Consider the following 15,476-nt stretch of genomic DNA (forward strand, 5'->3'; position numbering starts at 1 on the left):
CGGGTGGTGTGCGACAGGCTTAAAACACCCTCGTCCGTAGTGTCGATTGCCCTGGAGCCAGTCACGCCCGAGCAGTGGCATGACCGAGTGATCGCTCCGAGGCTGCTACCTGCCGGGAGTCGGCTTATCAAGAAACCGAACTACCCCATTAAGGAATGAACATGCGTTACGTGACCACACATGGCGATATCCCATTAACGTTCAATGAAGAAGTCGCTGACGCGCTGGCCGGTAATCGTCCTGTCGTGGCGTTGGAATCCAACGTCATTACCCACGGTTTGCGATATCCACTGAACATAGAGACGGCCCTGGCCGTGGAGAATGCGGTTAGACGGGGTGGGGCTGTTCCAGCAACGATTTTCATCGATGAAGGTAAGATCCTGGTAGGGTCTGATCAGGATCGGATTGAACGATTCGCTTCCCTTGAGTCCGTGCCGAAGGTATCAAGCCGCGACCTGCCTGTCGCGCTTGCTAAAGGCGGGCCCGGTGCTACCACGGTCGCCTCTTCCCTGGTCTGTGCGGAACTGGCGGGGGTCGAAGTGTTTTCCTCAGCGGGCATCGGCGGTGTGCACCGCGGCGCAGAACGCAGCATGGATATCTCAGCAGATCTGGTGCAGTTCACGCGCTCGCGTGTCGCCGTGGTCTGTGCCGGCGCCAAAAGCATACTGGACCTGGAGTTAACGCTTGAGTTTCTCGAAACACATTGCGTGCCGTTGCTCTCTTACCGCTCGGATGATTTCCCCGCTTTCTTTTGCGACAGCAGTGGCTTGCGTAGCCCCAACCGTATAGATGACCTACCCACCCTAGCCCGTGCAATCCTGGCTCATTGGGCCAGCGGCGCCCCGGGTGGCCCCGTCATCACGACACCACCTCGCCCCGAGGATGCACTGCCTCGCGCCGAGGTCGAAAGCGTTATCACCGATGCACTTCAGCGTGCTGAAACTGAGCAGATTTCCGGCAATGGCCTGACGAAGTTCCTGATGCGTGCCATTGAGCAGGCAACAGAAGGACGCTCTGCCCAGGCCAATGCCGCCGTGCTGGTTAGTACGGCTGAGCTTGCCGGCGAAGTCGCCGCCTCACTACAACGCGAATCTACCTTTGTTTAAGGATCCAAGATGACCCGTTCAATCGCTTTCACCCCGGCACGCTTCGGTGCGATAGACGTTGCAAACCGATTTGTCATGGCTCCCATGTCACGCAATCGTGCCACACCCGAGGGCCTTGCAACGCCATTGATGGCCGAATATTACGCCCAGAGGGCCACGGCAGGCTTGATCGTGACCGAGGGTGTACAGCCCAGCGCCGTAGGACAAGGGTTCATGAATACACCAGGCCTGCATAGTGAAGCGCAAATAACAGCGTGGCGTCAGGTGACCGAGGCCGTCCATGCCAAGGGAGGCAAGATTGTTGTTCAGCTGATGCACGCTGGACGCATTGGGCATCCCTCCCTCTACCCTGACCGACATGCTTCAATTGCGCCCTCAGCGATTGCTGCACAAGGACAGGCCTTCACTCCCGAAGGTCCCAAGGATTACCCGACGCCTCGTGCCATGTCTGAGGCTGATATCAATCAGGCGATCGCTGAGCATGCCCAGGCTGCCCGAAATGCCATGGAGGCAGGCTTCGACGGCATTGAGATCCATGCCGGTAATGGCTTTCTAATCCATCAATTCATGGCAGAAAACTGCAATCAGCGCACTGATGGCTATGGTCGCGGCATTAAGGGGCGTGTTCGCTTTGCCCTGGAGGTGATTGACGCTTGCGTTCAGGCCATCGGCGCCAGGCGTGTTGGGGTAAGAATTTCCCCATATAATCCTTTTAACGACATCATTGAAGGAAATACCCCAGAACTCTACAAGGCGCTCCTGGAGCGTATACCGGAGGACCTGGCTTACCTACATATTATGGAAGCCAATAACCGGCCGCAGACAGAGGCCATCAGGGCGATGTGGCGCGGTCCGCTCATCCTGAACCCGCATGCGGATGCCACCGCCTGGCCGGCCACTCCAAGCATACTAAAAACCCTCTTCGATACGGACCTCGCCGACGGGGTCTGCTTCGGCGCCCTATTCCTGGCCAACCCAGACCTGGTCTCTCGGATTCGCCTGTCAGCTCCATTAAACAGCGTGGATGAAACTACCTTCTATGGGGGAGGTGCCCGAGGCTATACCGACTACCCGACTCTGGAGCAGTGCGCATCCATTGCCTGATCCCCAGTGCCTTCGGCGGCATCGTCAAGACGCCGAAGAATGAACCGCAGCCGTGAACTAGGCGACCTGTCCCATAAACAGGCAGGTTGCCCTCGTGCAGCCGAAAAAGGATTAGGCTGATGCATGATGTTGCAATCGTTGGTTTTGGTGCGACTGGGGTCAGTTTCCTCCGCCAGCTGCATTCCCATTTGTATGAGCAGGATTTAGATCCGATCCGTGTTGCCCTGGTTTCGCCTGAGGAAAGCTTTTCGTCTGGGCTAGCCTTTGGACAGGCTGAATATTTTCACAAGGTGAACACGCCACCCGAGCTAATGGGAATCGACCCAGAAGACCCACAAGGGTTTGCCACGTGGATGCGTCAGCAGAGAGGACAGGAGGACCCGTACCCACCACGCGTGACGTATTCAGATTACCTGAAGTATATCTATCGGACCTTGGCCGGCGACAAACTTGCAATCACTGAGTTTCACACCCACGCCAGCGATATCGATACACATACTGCCTACCAAGTTATTCGGCTTAACGATGGGCGCGAGGTCATGACGCGAAGGACCGTGCTTGCTCTAGGGTCTATTTCCGCACCAACATTCAACACTGCCTCGGGCATGAATCCGGTACAACCCAGAGAGATTGCCTATACGCGGGCCCCCGAATGCGCGTTGGTCGCAGGGACAGGGCTAACGGCAGTGGACTGTGTCCGATCGCTGGCTCGACTGGGAACCCAGTCAATACACATGTTTTCACGTAGCGGGTTTGCGCCCACGGTAATCTCGAAAGGCGTGTCCTACCACCCTGAGCACTTCATCTGGGACAAGTTAAAGGCCGAGTTGAACCAGCATCCTCGTGAGACGCGGCTGCCCAGTGTTATTAAATTGCTCAAAGCCGAGATAAAACAGATGCCTAATCCGGAAGTCCCTCGAGCCAACAGGTTCCTGTTGAAGGGGAATCTCAAGTCCTATTGGGGTTACCTGTTATCACGCGCTGACAACGCCGATCTCCCCTTTCAGGATACGTTAGGCTCGACTCGATTCTATGCCCACAAGATTTGGCGCAAGCTTGGAGAACGAGAGCGTCAGGACTTTCAACGTAGCTTCGGGTCGTTCTGGGCATGCTGGCGGCATCCGATACCTGCCGATATTGTCAGAGAGCTTCAGCAGTACGCAAAAGAGGGTCGTTTGCATTTGCATCGCCCGGTGGCGCCCATCAAACGCCAAAGAGGGCAGTATATACTTGAGACCAAAGACACGCGCATACTTGCCAACATCCTGATCGATGGAACCGGTGGCTCAGGCGACATGCAGCAAGTCTCTTCTCCACTTGTCCGAAATTTGTTGAACAAACAGTTGGCGATTGCTCATCCCTGCGGCGGCCTGAGAGTCGACTCCCTAACCTATGGATTAGAGAACGACACTCGATCCACAGGAATCTATTGTCTTGGGCCATTGGCCAAAGGAGCGCTTTTTTCTACCAATGCCTTCTGGTTCAATGCGCAGTGCGCCTCCCAGCTGGCCTATTACCTGGCCATCGAAATTCGCCTTGAGCCGCGCAGGGGGGTTATAGCCTGATGTCACTTCTTGCGCCTCTGGCCTATTTACTTAGCGGTATCCTGCTAGGCCGATTGTTGCCCGATATAAAAAATGCCTTAGCTATCACGCTGACTACAGTTCTCATCCCGTTCATCATCATCTACAACCTTTTAGCCTATCAGCCCGGTACGGCAACGCTGGCGCTATTCAGCGTGGCCTTTTGTTCGCTACTGTTTGTGTGTGGCTATGTGGTTTGGAAGGATCGGTTGACGGCCCTGACATTGAGTTATCTCAATGTAGGTTGGCTCGGTCTGCCGATTGCCATAGCTCTTTTTGGCGACGGGGCCAGTCGCATTATAATTGCAGCCTACGTGGGAAGCTCTATCTTCGGAAACATTGCGGCGTCCTTTGCGCTACAGTCTGGTATGACGTGGCGCGGATTAAGCTACCGCTTACTCAAAATGCCGCCAGTAATAGCCGTTATAGTGGGTCTCGTGTTGCATGTCTTGCCGCTACGCCTGGTGCAAAATGAACAGCTCAGCGTCCTCTATGATATTGCCAAGCAATTGATGTCCATGGCTGGCATGGGTATTTTAGGGATCTGGCTATACAGTTCCAAGGTTACACTGCAGAGTTTACGAGCATCAATTCCGCATGCCATTGTCAGAGCCGTGGTGGGAACCAACGTGGTCGCCCTGTTTATCGGAGGCTGCCGAAGCTTAGGTTACGACCCCTTTCCAGACAGTATCTGGGCGCTTGCTTTATTGCCTCTTCTCCCTCCAGCAGCCAATATCGTAGTGTTGGAAACCTACTACTGCGGCACGGGAAATTCCGCGCAAACGATAGTCTGTGGAACGGTAATTTCTCTTGTTTTGGTGTTTGTTTTTTCTTTGATACTCATGGCGAGTTAACAGTCATCCCTAGGCCCGCGCACAGGCTTGGACACCAACCCCCCTCGTCCCTCGGATGGCGAGAGGGACTTTTAATTCCCCTTAGCGGCCATCGCCCGCAGCCGCCAGCCTTCGGCGGCGGCGATGCCCAGCACCCCGACCAGAGTGTCTCCCTCCCAGACCAGCCACACACGCTCGCGTTGCCAGGGCGGTACCCCGGCCTCCTGCAGGAGCCGTTTGACGTCGCGCCGGCCGCGTCCCGCCACGCGCAGCGTCTCGCCGCCCCGACGCCTGCCCAGCGTGAGATAAACATCACGCGGCGGCTCGGGTAGCAGTTGCCAGTTCAAGGGACCCGACGGCGTTTCCAGAGGGGTGACGCCATCCCACGCGGCCTCCCAGTCGACATCGACAGGGGCGCACGGCGCCAGCAGATGGAGGTGCCCTTGCCAGCGCCGGGCCTCTCCACCCGGCCAGGCGAGATGGACCTGTGCGTCGCCGCGGGCCTGTAATTGGTCGAGCAAGCTTTCGAGGCGCGCGCGCGGCGGCGTAGGCAGAGCGAGTTGCCGACAGGCATGGCGCACGAGAAGCCGCTGACGGGGGCGGGAGAGCGCCAGGACATCCGCCACCGACAAACAGGCCGCAGCGCCGCCCAAGGCCTGCAAGGTTTCTTCGGCCAACTCCTCCAACAGCGCATCGCTCTCGCCCAGTTGCTCGGCGGTGCGTGCCAGCGATGCCGCCGCACTCGGCCAGCGCGCCGCCAGCGCCGGCATGACCGTGTGGCGTAGATAGTTGCGATCGAAGCCTTGGTCTGCGTTGCTCGGGTCGTCGATCCAACGCAGGCCTCGTTTCTCGGCCTCACACTCCAGCGCCGCCCGCGTCACGGACAGCCATGGCCGGACCATGAAACGCCCTTGCCACTCGCGGCTCTCGGGCATGCCGGCCATGCCACGCAAACCACTACCGCGTAAACCCGCCAGCAACAGACCTTCGGCCTGATCGTCGGCATGCTGGGCCAGCAGCAATGTGTCTCCCGGTGCGACACGTCGGGCGAACGCCGCCAGGCGAGCGTCACGGGCGTGAGCCTCAAGGCCCCGTGCGCCGCGTTCGACCGTGGCACGCTCTACGAACAACGGCACCCCGAGACGCCCGCACAACCATCGCGCATGGTCTTCGAACGCGGCAGCGGCATCCTGCAGGCCATGATTGACGTGCAAGGCATACAGCGGGCGCGGATGGCGGCGGCAGGCGGCCACCGCGAGTGTCAGCAGCAGCGACGAATCCAGCCCACCGGAGAGCGCCACCCAAACACGACGCCCCGGCGAGATCATCGCCAGGGCGTCGTCGACAAGGGCTTCGGGGGTCGACCGCGCGTTATTGGGGCGCGCCATAGCTCATCAGACGATCATAGCGACGCGACAGCAGGTCATCCGTCTCCATGGCTTCCAGCCGCTCGAGGCTGGCGCCGAGGGCGTCCTTGATGCTATCGGCCATCTTCTGCGGGTTGCGGTGCGCGCCCCCCAACGGCTCCTTGATCAAGGTATCGACGAAGCCCAGCTCCTTGAGGCGCTCGGCGGTGATACCCATGGCCTGCGCTGCCTCGGAGGCCTTTTCGGCGCTCTTCCACAGAATCGAGGCGCAGCCTTCCGGGGAGATCACCGCATAGGTCGAATACTGCAGCATCTGCAGCTCGTCGCAGACGCCGATCGCCAGCGCCCCGCCGGAGCCGCCCTCGCCCACGACGGTGGAGATGATCGGCGTCTTGAGGCGCGACATGACCGCCAGATTGTAGGCGATGGCCTCGCTCTGGCCGCGCTCCTCGGCGTCGATCCCCGGATAAGCGCCCGGGGTATCGATGAAGGTCAAGACCGGCATCTTGAAGCGCTCGGCCATTTCCATCAGCCGGCATGCCTTGCGATAGCCTTCCGGGCGCGGCATGCCGAAGTTGCGCCGCACCTTCTCCTTGACGTCACGCCCCTTCTGATGACCGATGACCATCACCGGTTTGTCGTCGAGACGCGCCACGCCACCCACGATGGCGGCGTCATCGGCGAAATGACGATCGCCGTGCAGCTCGTCGAAGTCCTCGAACAGGCTGTCGAGGTAATCCAGCGTGTAAGGACGCTGGGGGTGACGCGAGAGCTGCGATACCTGCCAGGCGCTGAGATCGCGAAAAATCGATTCGGTGAGCTTGCGATTCTTTTCTTCAAGCTTGCCGATTTCGTCGCTCAAGCTGATACGGCTGTCGTTACCGACCAGGCGTAGCTCATCGATCTTGGCTTCCAGCTCGGCGATCGGTTGTTCAAAGTCCAGGTAGTTGGGATTCATAGAACGTCTACTTTGTGGTCTTGGGCAGCCCGGGGCCGCACGTCCGATGCCGCGCGAGGCGACGCTGTGACGGACAGGGCATGGCGCCAACCGGCCGTAATCCGGCATTATCGCACCCTGAACGCATCACGCAAGACACTCAGTGCCAGGGAACCCCATCAGCACGCTCACGCCCCGCCCCGATAGCGCAGCGTCACCGACTCCTGGCCCTCTACCTCACGCAGAGCAATGAGCAGGTCGTCACTAGGCGCCACGCGCCAGGCCTCCCCCAGTTCCACGATGCCGCGAGCCTGGGGATTGCGGTAGCGCACACGCACCGGGAGGCCCTGAGGGTCGCGCCACTGCGTCAGGCTATCGTGCAGGCTACGGGCGAAACGCCCATTGAGACGTGCGCCGTCGACGGAAAGTTCCACGGCCTCGCCATAGCGCGTGCGTGCATCGACCATCGGGGTCACCTCCTTGCCACGCAGGCGCAACCCGCCCGAGTAATCGTCGGTGCTCACTTCGCCTTCGATGATCAGCACGTCGTCGGCGCCGAGCTTGCCACGCATCTGATCGTACATCTCACCGAACAGCGAGGCCTCGATGCGTCCGGTACGGTCGTCCAGGGTGATGAAGGCCATGGTATCGCCGCGCTTGGATTTCATGGTGCGCATGGCCACCACCAGCCCCGCGACCCGCTGCGATTCGCCGCGCTGGGGCTTCAGGTCGACGATGCGCGTCGACACGAAGCGCTTGAGCTCGCTCTCGTATTCGTCGATGGGGTGGCCGGTCAAATACAGACCCAGCGTCTCTTTCTCGCCGGCCAGGCGCTCCTTGTCGGTCCACTCGCGCACCCCGCGATAGTCGGCGTAGGCATCGCCGGCCTCGGGCTCGCTGAACGCTTCGCCGAACATGTCCATCATGCCCAGATTGGCATTGGTGGTGCTCTGCGCGGCGGCCTTGAGCGCCGCCTCCAGCGAGGCCATCAGCACCGCGCGGGTGGGGCCGAGATTGTCCAGCGCGCCGGAGCGAATCAACGCCTCCAGGGTGCGCTTGTTGAGGCGTTTGGCATCGACCCGGCGGCAGAAGTCGAACAGGTCGCTGAAGGCACCGTCCGCCTCGCGCGCCTCGACGATCGCCCCGATGGGCCCCTCGCCCACGCCGCGAATCGCACCCAGCCCATAGACGACACGGTTTCGTTCATCGACGGTAAACTTGTAGCTCCCCATGTTGACGTCCGGCGGCGTCACCGTAAGCCCTTGATTGCGGCATTCCTCGATCAATGGCACGACCTTGTCGAGGTTGTCCATTTCGGTGGACAGCACCGCCGCCATGAAGGGCGCGGGATAATGCGCCTTGAGCCACGCCGTCTGGTACGAGACCAGGCCGTAGGCCGCCGAGTGCGACTTGTTGAAGCCATAGCCGGCGAATTTTTCCACCAGGTCGAAGAGGTTACCGGCCAGGTCCTTGTCGATGCCATTGGCCGCGCAGCCCTCCATGAAGCCGGCACGCTGCTTGGCCATCTCCTCGGGCTTCTTCTTGCCCATGGCACGACGCAGCATGTCGGCCTGCCCCAGGCTATAACCCGCCATCACCTGGGCGATCTGCATCACCTGCTCCTGATAGAGGATGATGCCATAGGTGGGCCCGAGCACGGGTTTGAGCAGCTCATGCTGGTAATCCGGGTGAGGATAGGCCACCTCGGCGCGACCGTGCTTGCGGTTGATGAAGTCATCGACCATGCCGGATTGCAGCGGCCCCGGACGGAACAGTGCCACCAGGGCGATCATGTCCTCCAGCGAGTCGGGCTGCAGGCGCTTGATCAACTCCTTCATGCCGCGCGATTCCAACTGAAAGACCGCCGTGGTCTCAGCCTTCTTGAGCATGTCGAAGGTGGGCACGTCATCCAGCGGAATCGAGGCGATGTCCAGCGGCCCCTGGCCTTCGCGGGCGCGTACCGTGTCGACCATTTCCAGCGCCCAGTCGATGATGGTCAGCGTGCGCAGCCCCAGGAAGTCGAACTTGACCAGCCCGGCTTCCTCGATGTCGTTCTTGTCGTACTGCACGACCAGGCCACTGCCGTCCTCATCGCACAGCAGCGGCGAGAAGTCGGTGAGCTTGGTGGGCGCGATCACCACCCCGCCGGCGTGTTTGCCGGTGCCGCGCGTGATGCCTTCGAGCTTGAGGGCCATGTCCCAGATTTCCTGGGACTCCTCGTCGCTGTCCAGATACTCCTTGAGAGCCGGTTCCTGCTCGATGGCCTTGGACAGGGTCATGCCGACCTCGAAGGGGATCAGCTTGGAGAGCTTGTCGCCCATCGAGTACGGCTTGCCCTGGGCGCGCGCCACGTCGCGCACCACGGCCTTGGCGGCCATGGTACCGAAGGTCACGATCTGCGAGACGGCGTCACGCCCGTAGCGACTCGCCACGTACTCGATGACCCGGTCGCGCTTCTCCATGCAGAAATCGACGTCGAAGTCGGGCATCGACACACGCTCGGGGTTGAGGAAGCGCTCGAACAGCAGATCGTACTCGAGCGGGTCGAGGTCGGTGATCTTGAGGGCATAGGCCACCAGCGACCCGGCCCCGGACCCGCGCCCGGGGCCCACCGGAATGTCGTTGTCCTTGGCCCACTGGATGAAGTCCATGACGATCAGGAAGTACCCGGGAAAGCCCATCTCGAGGATGATGTCGAGCTCGAAGTCGAGGCGCTCGCGGTAGGTCGGCTCGTACTCGGCCAGGTCGCGGCCGGGGTAGATCGGTCGCTCGCCGGAGAACAGCTTGTCGAGCCGCTCGGTGAGGCCGTCATGGGAAATCTTGCGGAAGAAACCGTCCATGCTCATGCCGTCCGGCACCGGGTACTCGGGCAGGAAGATTTCCCCCAACGGCACATCGACGTTGCAGCGCGCGGCGATCATCACGCTGTTTTCCAATGCCTCGGGCAGGTCCGAGAACAGTTCCGCCATCTCCTGCGGGGTCTTGAGGTACTGCTCTTCGCTGTAGCGGCGCTCGCGCCTGGGGTCGTCGAGTGCCTTGCCTTCGCCGATCGCCACCCGCGTCTCGTGGGCCCAGTAGTCCTCACGGGTCAGAAAGCGCACATCGTTGGTCGCCACCACCGGCGTCTCGGTCTCGGCCGCCAGGGCCACCGACAGATGCAGGCACTCCTCGTCATGCTCGCGACCGGTCCGCTGGAGCTCCAGATAGAACCGCCCCGGAAAGGCCGCCTTCCAGCCCTGGCACAGCTCGCGCGCCGCCTGGCCGTGCTCGGCGAGCAGGTACCGGCCGATCTCGCCGTCGCGGGCCCCGGAAAGCGCGATCAGACCCGCACTACGGGCAAAGATCCACTCCTTCTTGAGGATCCCCTGGCCGCGCTGCTGGCCTTCGCTCCAGCCCTGCGAGATCAGCTCGGTCAGATGGCGATAGCCGTCGTTGTCCATCGCCAGCAGCGTCACACGATAGGGATGCGACTCGTCATGGGGATTCTCCATCCACAGATCGGCGCCGATGATCGGCTTGAGTCCCGCGCCTTGCGTCCCCTTGTAAGCCTTGACCAGGCCGAACAGATTGGAATCGTCGGTCACGGCCACGGCGGGCATGCCGCTCGCAGCCGTCGCTTCGATCAGCGGCTTCAAGCGTACCAGGCCATCGATCAGGGAATATTCACTGTGCACGCGCAGATGAACGAAAGGCGTAGTCATGACGAGCTCTTGAGACGAAACGAACGATGCCGCCCGGACGGCATCCTCCTGAATGAATTGGGTAACGACGTAATGGGACGCTATACCAGTGGCAACTGCTTGACCGGCGCAAACGAACGACGATGCTCCTCGAGCGGCCCCAGGCGCTCGAGCGCCTCGCGGTGCTCACGGGTAGGATAGCCCTTGTGGCGCGCGAAGCCATAGCCGGGATGACGCTCGTGCAGGGCACGCATCTGGGCATCGCGCGTCACCTTGGCGAGGATCGAGGCGGCCCCGATGGCGGCATGACGTTGATCACCCTTGACCACGGATTGCCCCGGCACATGGTGCCCCGGCATCCGGTTGCCGTCCACCAGCAGATAGTCTGCCGCCACCGGCAGCGCGTCGATGGCACGCCGCATGGCAAGATGCGTCGCGTGGTAGATATTGAGCGTATCGATCTCGATGGGCGACGCTTCACCTACCGCGAAGGCCAGCGCGTATTGGCGAATGGCGTCGGCCAATGCCAAACGGCGCTTTTCGCTGAGCGTCTTGGAGTCGGCCAGCCCCTCGATGGGATGGGCCGGGTCGAGAATCACCGCTGCCGCGACCACGCTGCCCACCAAGGGACCACGGCCGACTTCATCGACGCCCGCCAAGCGCGCGCCGTGATAGTCGATCATCAGGGGCGGAAAGTCCGTCATGCTATCGGCTCCTCAGGCAAGCGTCCGTGTGCCACCAGGCGGTCGATGGCCTCGGCGGCACGTTCGCTGGCACCTCTTTGAAGCGTGGCGTGCAAGTCGGCAAAACGCGCTTCCGTGGCCTGGCGGTGCGCGTCGTCGCCCAGCCACGTCAGCAGGGCCTCGCCAATCGCCTCACAGGACGCGTCTTGCTGCACCAGCTCGGGCACCAGCGTCTCCTGGGCGATCAGATTGGGCAGCGAGATCCACTCGGTCTTGACCATGCGTTTGGCCAGCCAGTGCGTCGCAGCCGCCATCTTGTAGGCCACCACCATGGGACGATGACAGAGCATGGCTTCGAGCGCCGCGGTGCCGGACGCCAACAGCACGGCATCGGCCGCGGTCATTGCCTGGCGCGACTCGCCGTCGCGCAGATGCACGAACTCGCGGGCCGGATGCGTAGCGAGCAAGACCTCGAGTTCCTGTCGACGTGCCGGAGAGGCTGCGGGAATCACCACCTGCAGGCCCGGCAAACGCTCGCGCAACCAGACGGCACTGTCCAGGAAAGTCGGTCCCAGAAAGCGGATCTCGTTGCCACGCGACCCCGGCAGCACGGCCAGTAGCGGTGCAGTGGCCGACAAGCCCAATGCCGTGCGCGCCGCCTGACGGTCGTTGACCAGCGGCAGCTCATCGGCCAGCGGATGCCCGACAAAGGCCACCGGCACTGCATGGCGCGCATAAAAGGCCGCCTCGAAGGGCAGAAAGGTGAGCATGGCGTCGACCGACTCGGCGATGGTCTTCACGCGTCCCTGGCGCCAGGCCCATACCGAGGGACTGACATAGTGGACAGTAGGCATGCCGGTGACGCGCAGCTGGCGCTCGAGCCCCAGATTGAAGTCCGGGGCATCGATGCCGATCATCACGTCCGGCTGCCAGGCCAGGGCGTCACGCCGCAGATGACGGCGGACCTTGACCAGCCTCGGTAGATGCTTGAGCACCTCGACCAGCCCCATGACCGACAGCGTTTCCAACGGATAAAGTGACTGCAGGCCCTCGGCCAGCATGCGCGGCCCGCCGATACCGCGAAACTCGGCACCGGGGTGGCGACGTTTCAGCGCCTGCATCAGCCCGGCACCGAGGATATCGCCCGACAGTTCTCCCGCGACCAGGTAGATACGCATGGCGTGTCTCGTTCAGCGCGTGATGCCACGCTGGGAGTTCTTCAACGATGCCAGGAACGTCGCGACTTCCGGACCGTCGAAATCGTTCTCCAGACGCTGCAGCGCCTGCTCCATGGTCAAGCCCTGGCGGTAGACGGCGCGATAGGCATCGCCCAGCGCGCGCAGGGCTTCGCGCGAGAAGCCACGACGCTTGAGCCCCACCAGATTGAGCCCATGAGCCTGCGCCGGATTGCCATTGACGATGATGTAGGCCGGGACATCCTTGGTGATGATCGACCCACCCCCCGCCATGGCATGTTCTCCCATATGGCAGAACTGATGAATCGCCGACAATCCCCCCAGGATGGCGAAGTTGCCAAGCGTGACGTGCCCTGCCAACGTGGCTTGATTGGCGAGGATACAGTCATCGCCGATCACACAGTCATGACCGACGTGCGCATAGGCCATGAAGAGGTTGCGCGAGCCGATGATGGTCACTTCCTTGTCCTGTACCGTGCCTCGATGCAGGGTGACGCCTTCGCGCACGACGTTATCGTCACCCATCTCCAGGCGCGTGGCCTCGCCGGCGTACTTCTTGTCCTGGCAATCCTCGCCCACGGAGGCGAACTGAAAGATCCGGTTGCGCTTTCCCAGACGCGTGGGTCCCTTGATCACCACATGCGGGCCGATGACCGTTCCGTCCCCGATTTCAACCTCAGGGCCGATCACGGAGAACGGGCCAATGTCGACGTCATCGGACACGCGCGCACTGGGGTCGACGATGGCGGTGGAATGAATCAAGCGACTTTCCTCTCGGCACAGATGATCTCGGCTTCGCAGGCCAACTCGCCATCGACCGTCGCACGGCAGGCGAATTTCCAGATCCCACGCTTACCTCTGATAACGTCGGCCTCCAGACGCAGTTGGTCGCCCGGCATCACCGGACGTTTGAAGCGCACGTTATCACTTCCTACCAGGTAATAGACATAACCGTCGGCAGGCATCTTGTTGACGGTCTTGAAGCCCAGGATCCCGCAGGCCTGCGCCATCGCCTCGATAATCAGCACGCCGGGCATGATCGGGTGATGCGGGAAATGCCCAGTAAAAAATGGCTCGTTGATGCTGACATTCTTGTACGCGACGATCGATTCGCCAACCGTGATCTCCATGACGCGATCCACCAGCAAAAACGGATAACGATGCGGCAGATACTCACGGATCTCGTTGATGTCCATTACCATCGATACAACCTCTGAAATAACGAAGTGCCTGCCGTGAAGGCAGGCACACAAGGGCGGAGTACTCCGCCTACCTGGATGGGGCGAGAATTATACAGACCCGGCCCTGCGCTGGCAGCCTTCAGCTTTTACCCGCATCCGAGGTCTCCCGCTCCAGGCGCGTCAGACGCTTGGCGAGATCGTCGAGCTGCTTGAAGCGCACCGCGTTCTTGCGCCATAACGCATTGGGCATGGCCCCTGTTCCCGAGGAATAGACGCCGGGCTCATGGATGGAGTTGGTGACGAGGCTCATACCGGTGACCTGAACACCATCGCAAATCGTCAAATGGCCCGAAAGCCCCACGCCACCGCCCAGCATGCAATGACGTCCCACGCGGGTCGACCCCGCGATCCCCACGCATCCCGCCAGGGCACTGTGGTCGCCAATCTGCACGTTGTGCGCGATTTGCACCTGGCTATCGATCTTGACGTCATTGCCAATCAGGGTATCGCCCAGCGCCCCTCGATCGATGCTCGAGCAACTGCCGATTTCAACGTCGTCACCCAGGATGACACCGCCGAGCTGAGCGATCTTGTGCCAGCCATGGCCATCGTGGGCGAAACCGAAGCCATCGGCGCCGATCACGCAACCGCTGTGCAGGATGCCGCGTCGCCCGACGCTCACGCCGTGATAGAGCGTGACATGCGCATGGAGTCGGGTATCGGCGCCGATCTCGCTGTCCGCTCCGACGATGCAGCCGGCACCAATGACGCAGCCATCACCGATGACGGCGCCGGACTCGATCACGCACTGGGGACCGACCGATACGCGGGCGCCGAGATGCGCACTCTCGGCGACCACCGCGCTGGGATGCACGCCTTCCGTGGCTTGCCCAGCCAAGGGGTCGAACAAGCGTGACAGCTCAGCATAGCCAAGATAGGGATTCTCGAGCTCGAGGCGCGCGCAGGGCGCATCGGCACCGTGCGCAGGATGCACCAGCACGGCAGCCGCACGCGTCTCAGGCAAGTGCTTGAGATAGGTCTTGTTGGCCAGGAACGTAATATCGTTCGGGCCTGCATCGAGCAACGTGGCCAGACCGGTGACGCGATGATTACTGTCGCCGACCAAGCGGGCCTTGAGACGCTCGGCCAGTTCGCCGAGCGTGAAGGCACAGGGGGTAAGGGTCTTCATGTGCACTTGGAGCCGCTAGCCATCGGGCGCCATCGACGCCCCATGGGCTCAGTTGAGCGAGTTGAAGATGCGGGTGACTTCCTTGGTCACGTCGAGGCCATCCTTTGAATACACCACCGCATCGCGATCGACCACGAGATCCAAGTCATGCTGCTCGACGACCTGCTCGATGGCTTTGTCAAGCTTGGGCTTGGCCGACTTCATGAACGCCTGTTCCTTTTGCTGCTGTGTGCGCTGAATCTGCTGACGCAGCCGCTGGAACTCAGCGCCTTTCTGACGCAATTCTTGCTGTGTACTGGTGCGCTCGGACTCGGACATCACCGCGCCATCCTGCTGGAGCGTTTGCTGCAGCTGCCGAAGTTCCTGGCTCAGTGACTGCGCACGCTGCTGCTGGGCGCTGATCTGGTTCTTGAGCTCGTTCATCGAACGCTGCGCGGCGTCCGAATTCAACAGCGCCTGACGCCAGTCAAGCACGCCGACCTCGGTCGCCATGGCCGGCATGGACAATACACTCATCACCCCAAGACATAGGGCCCCTGTCAATTTGCGCATCACACCCTCTCCTTGATTCGTTATGGTTGCTCGACGCGATCTTGTCACCGCGTCGAGCACATGCC

Annotated in this window: 13 protein-coding genes; 4 read left to right on the top strand and 9 right to left on the bottom strand. The window is 61.4% G+C overall.

Annotation, left to right across the window (positions count from 1 at the left end):
• Positions 1–161: 161 nt before the first annotated feature.
• The 4 genes from C8E00_RS06075 to C8E00_RS06090 all read left to right on the top strand — a co-directional run bounded on the left by C8E00_RS06075 (position 162) and on the right by C8E00_RS06090 (position 4,647).
• Positions 162–1,106 carry a pseudouridine-5'-phosphate glycosidase gene (locus C8E00_RS06075; RefSeq protein ID WP_133695709.1) on the top strand — a complete coding sequence of 315 codons (945 nt, stop codon included), beginning with the start codon at positions 162–164 and terminating at the stop codon, positions 1,104–1,106.
• 9 nt (positions 1,107–1,115) lie between these two features.
• Positions 1,116–2,210 (top strand): alkene reductase, encoded by a 1,095-nt coding sequence (locus C8E00_RS06080; RefSeq protein ID WP_133695711.1) that lies wholly within the window; start codon positions 1,116–1,118, stop codon positions 2,208–2,210.
• A gap of 119 nt (positions 2,211–2,329) precedes the next feature.
• Positions 2,330–3,775 (top strand): FAD/NAD(P)-binding protein, encoded by a 1,446-nt coding sequence (locus C8E00_RS06085; RefSeq protein WP_133695714.1) that lies wholly within the window; start codon positions 2,330–2,332, stop codon positions 3,773–3,775.
• Entirely contained in the window at positions 3,775–4,647 is an 873-nt protein-coding gene (locus C8E00_RS06090) for an AEC family transporter (RefSeq protein WP_133695716.1), read from the top strand. Before C8E00_RS06085 ends, C8E00_RS06090 begins: the two co-directional genes overlap by 1 nt.
• A gap of 71 nt (positions 4,648–4,718) precedes the next feature.
• Here C8E00_RS06090 and tilS read toward each other — a convergent pair whose 3' ends face one another.
• The 9 genes from tilS to C8E00_RS06135 all read right to left on the bottom strand — a co-directional run bounded on the left by tilS (position 4,719) and on the right by C8E00_RS06135 (position 15,411).
• Positions 4,719–6,014 (bottom strand): tRNA lysidine(34) synthetase TilS, encoded by a 1,296-nt coding sequence (tilS, locus tag C8E00_RS06095; protein WP_133695719.1) that lies wholly within the window; start codon positions 6,012–6,014, stop codon positions 4,719–4,721.
• Entirely contained in the window at positions 5,998–6,951 is a 954-nt protein-coding gene (accA, locus tag C8E00_RS06100) for an acetyl-CoA carboxylase carboxyl transferase subunit alpha (protein ID WP_133695722.1), read from the bottom strand. The genes tilS and accA overlap by 17 nt, the downstream gene beginning before the upstream one ends.
• A gap of 167 nt (positions 6,952–7,118) precedes the next feature.
• The gene (gene dnaE, locus C8E00_RS06105; RefSeq protein ID WP_133695724.1) at positions 7,119–10,631 is read right to left on the bottom strand and encodes a DNA polymerase III subunit alpha; all 3,513 of its coding nucleotides are present in this window, start codon (positions 10,629–10,631) and stop codon (positions 7,119–7,121) included.
• A gap of 80 nt (positions 10,632–10,711) precedes the next feature.
• Positions 10,712–11,314, bottom strand: a complete 603-nt coding sequence (gene rnhB, locus C8E00_RS06110) for a ribonuclease HII (RefSeq protein WP_133695727.1) — start codon at positions 11,312–11,314, stop codon at positions 10,712–10,714.
• Complete coding sequence (gene lpxB / locus C8E00_RS06115; RefSeq protein ID WP_133695730.1) at positions 11,311–12,471, bottom strand: lipid-A-disaccharide synthase; 1,161 nt, start codon at positions 12,469–12,471, stop codon at positions 11,311–11,313. Before lpxB ends, rnhB begins: the two co-directional genes overlap by 4 nt.
• A gap of 12 nt (positions 12,472–12,483) precedes the next feature.
• Positions 12,484–13,251 carry an acyl-ACP--UDP-N-acetylglucosamine O-acyltransferase gene (gene lpxA / locus C8E00_RS06120; RefSeq protein WP_133695732.1) on the bottom strand — a complete coding sequence of 256 codons (768 nt, stop codon included), beginning with the start codon at positions 13,249–13,251 and terminating at the stop codon, positions 12,484–12,486.
• Entirely contained in the window at positions 13,248–13,691 is a 444-nt protein-coding gene (gene fabZ, locus C8E00_RS06125; RefSeq protein WP_133695735.1) for a 3-hydroxyacyl-ACP dehydratase FabZ, read from the bottom strand. Before fabZ ends, lpxA begins: the two co-directional genes overlap by 4 nt.
• A gap of 118 nt (positions 13,692–13,809) precedes the next feature.
• A complete protein-coding gene (gene lpxD, locus C8E00_RS06130; protein WP_133695738.1) occupies positions 13,810–14,859 on the bottom strand; it encodes a UDP-3-O-(3-hydroxymyristoyl)glucosamine N-acyltransferase in 1,050 nt (349 codons plus the stop codon).
• 48 nt (positions 14,860–14,907) lie between these two features.
• Positions 14,908–15,411: an OmpH/Skp family outer membrane protein gene (locus tag C8E00_RS06135; RefSeq protein WP_133695740.1), complete on the bottom strand. Its 504-nt coding sequence runs from the start codon at positions 15,409–15,411 to the stop codon at positions 14,908–14,910.
• Positions 15,412–15,476 lie beyond the last annotated feature (65 nt).

This window comes from Chromohalobacter marismortui, from assembly GCF_004364315.1.
GTDB classification, from domain to species: domain Bacteria; phylum Pseudomonadota; class Gammaproteobacteria; order Pseudomonadales; family Halomonadaceae; genus Chromohalobacter; species Chromohalobacter marismortui.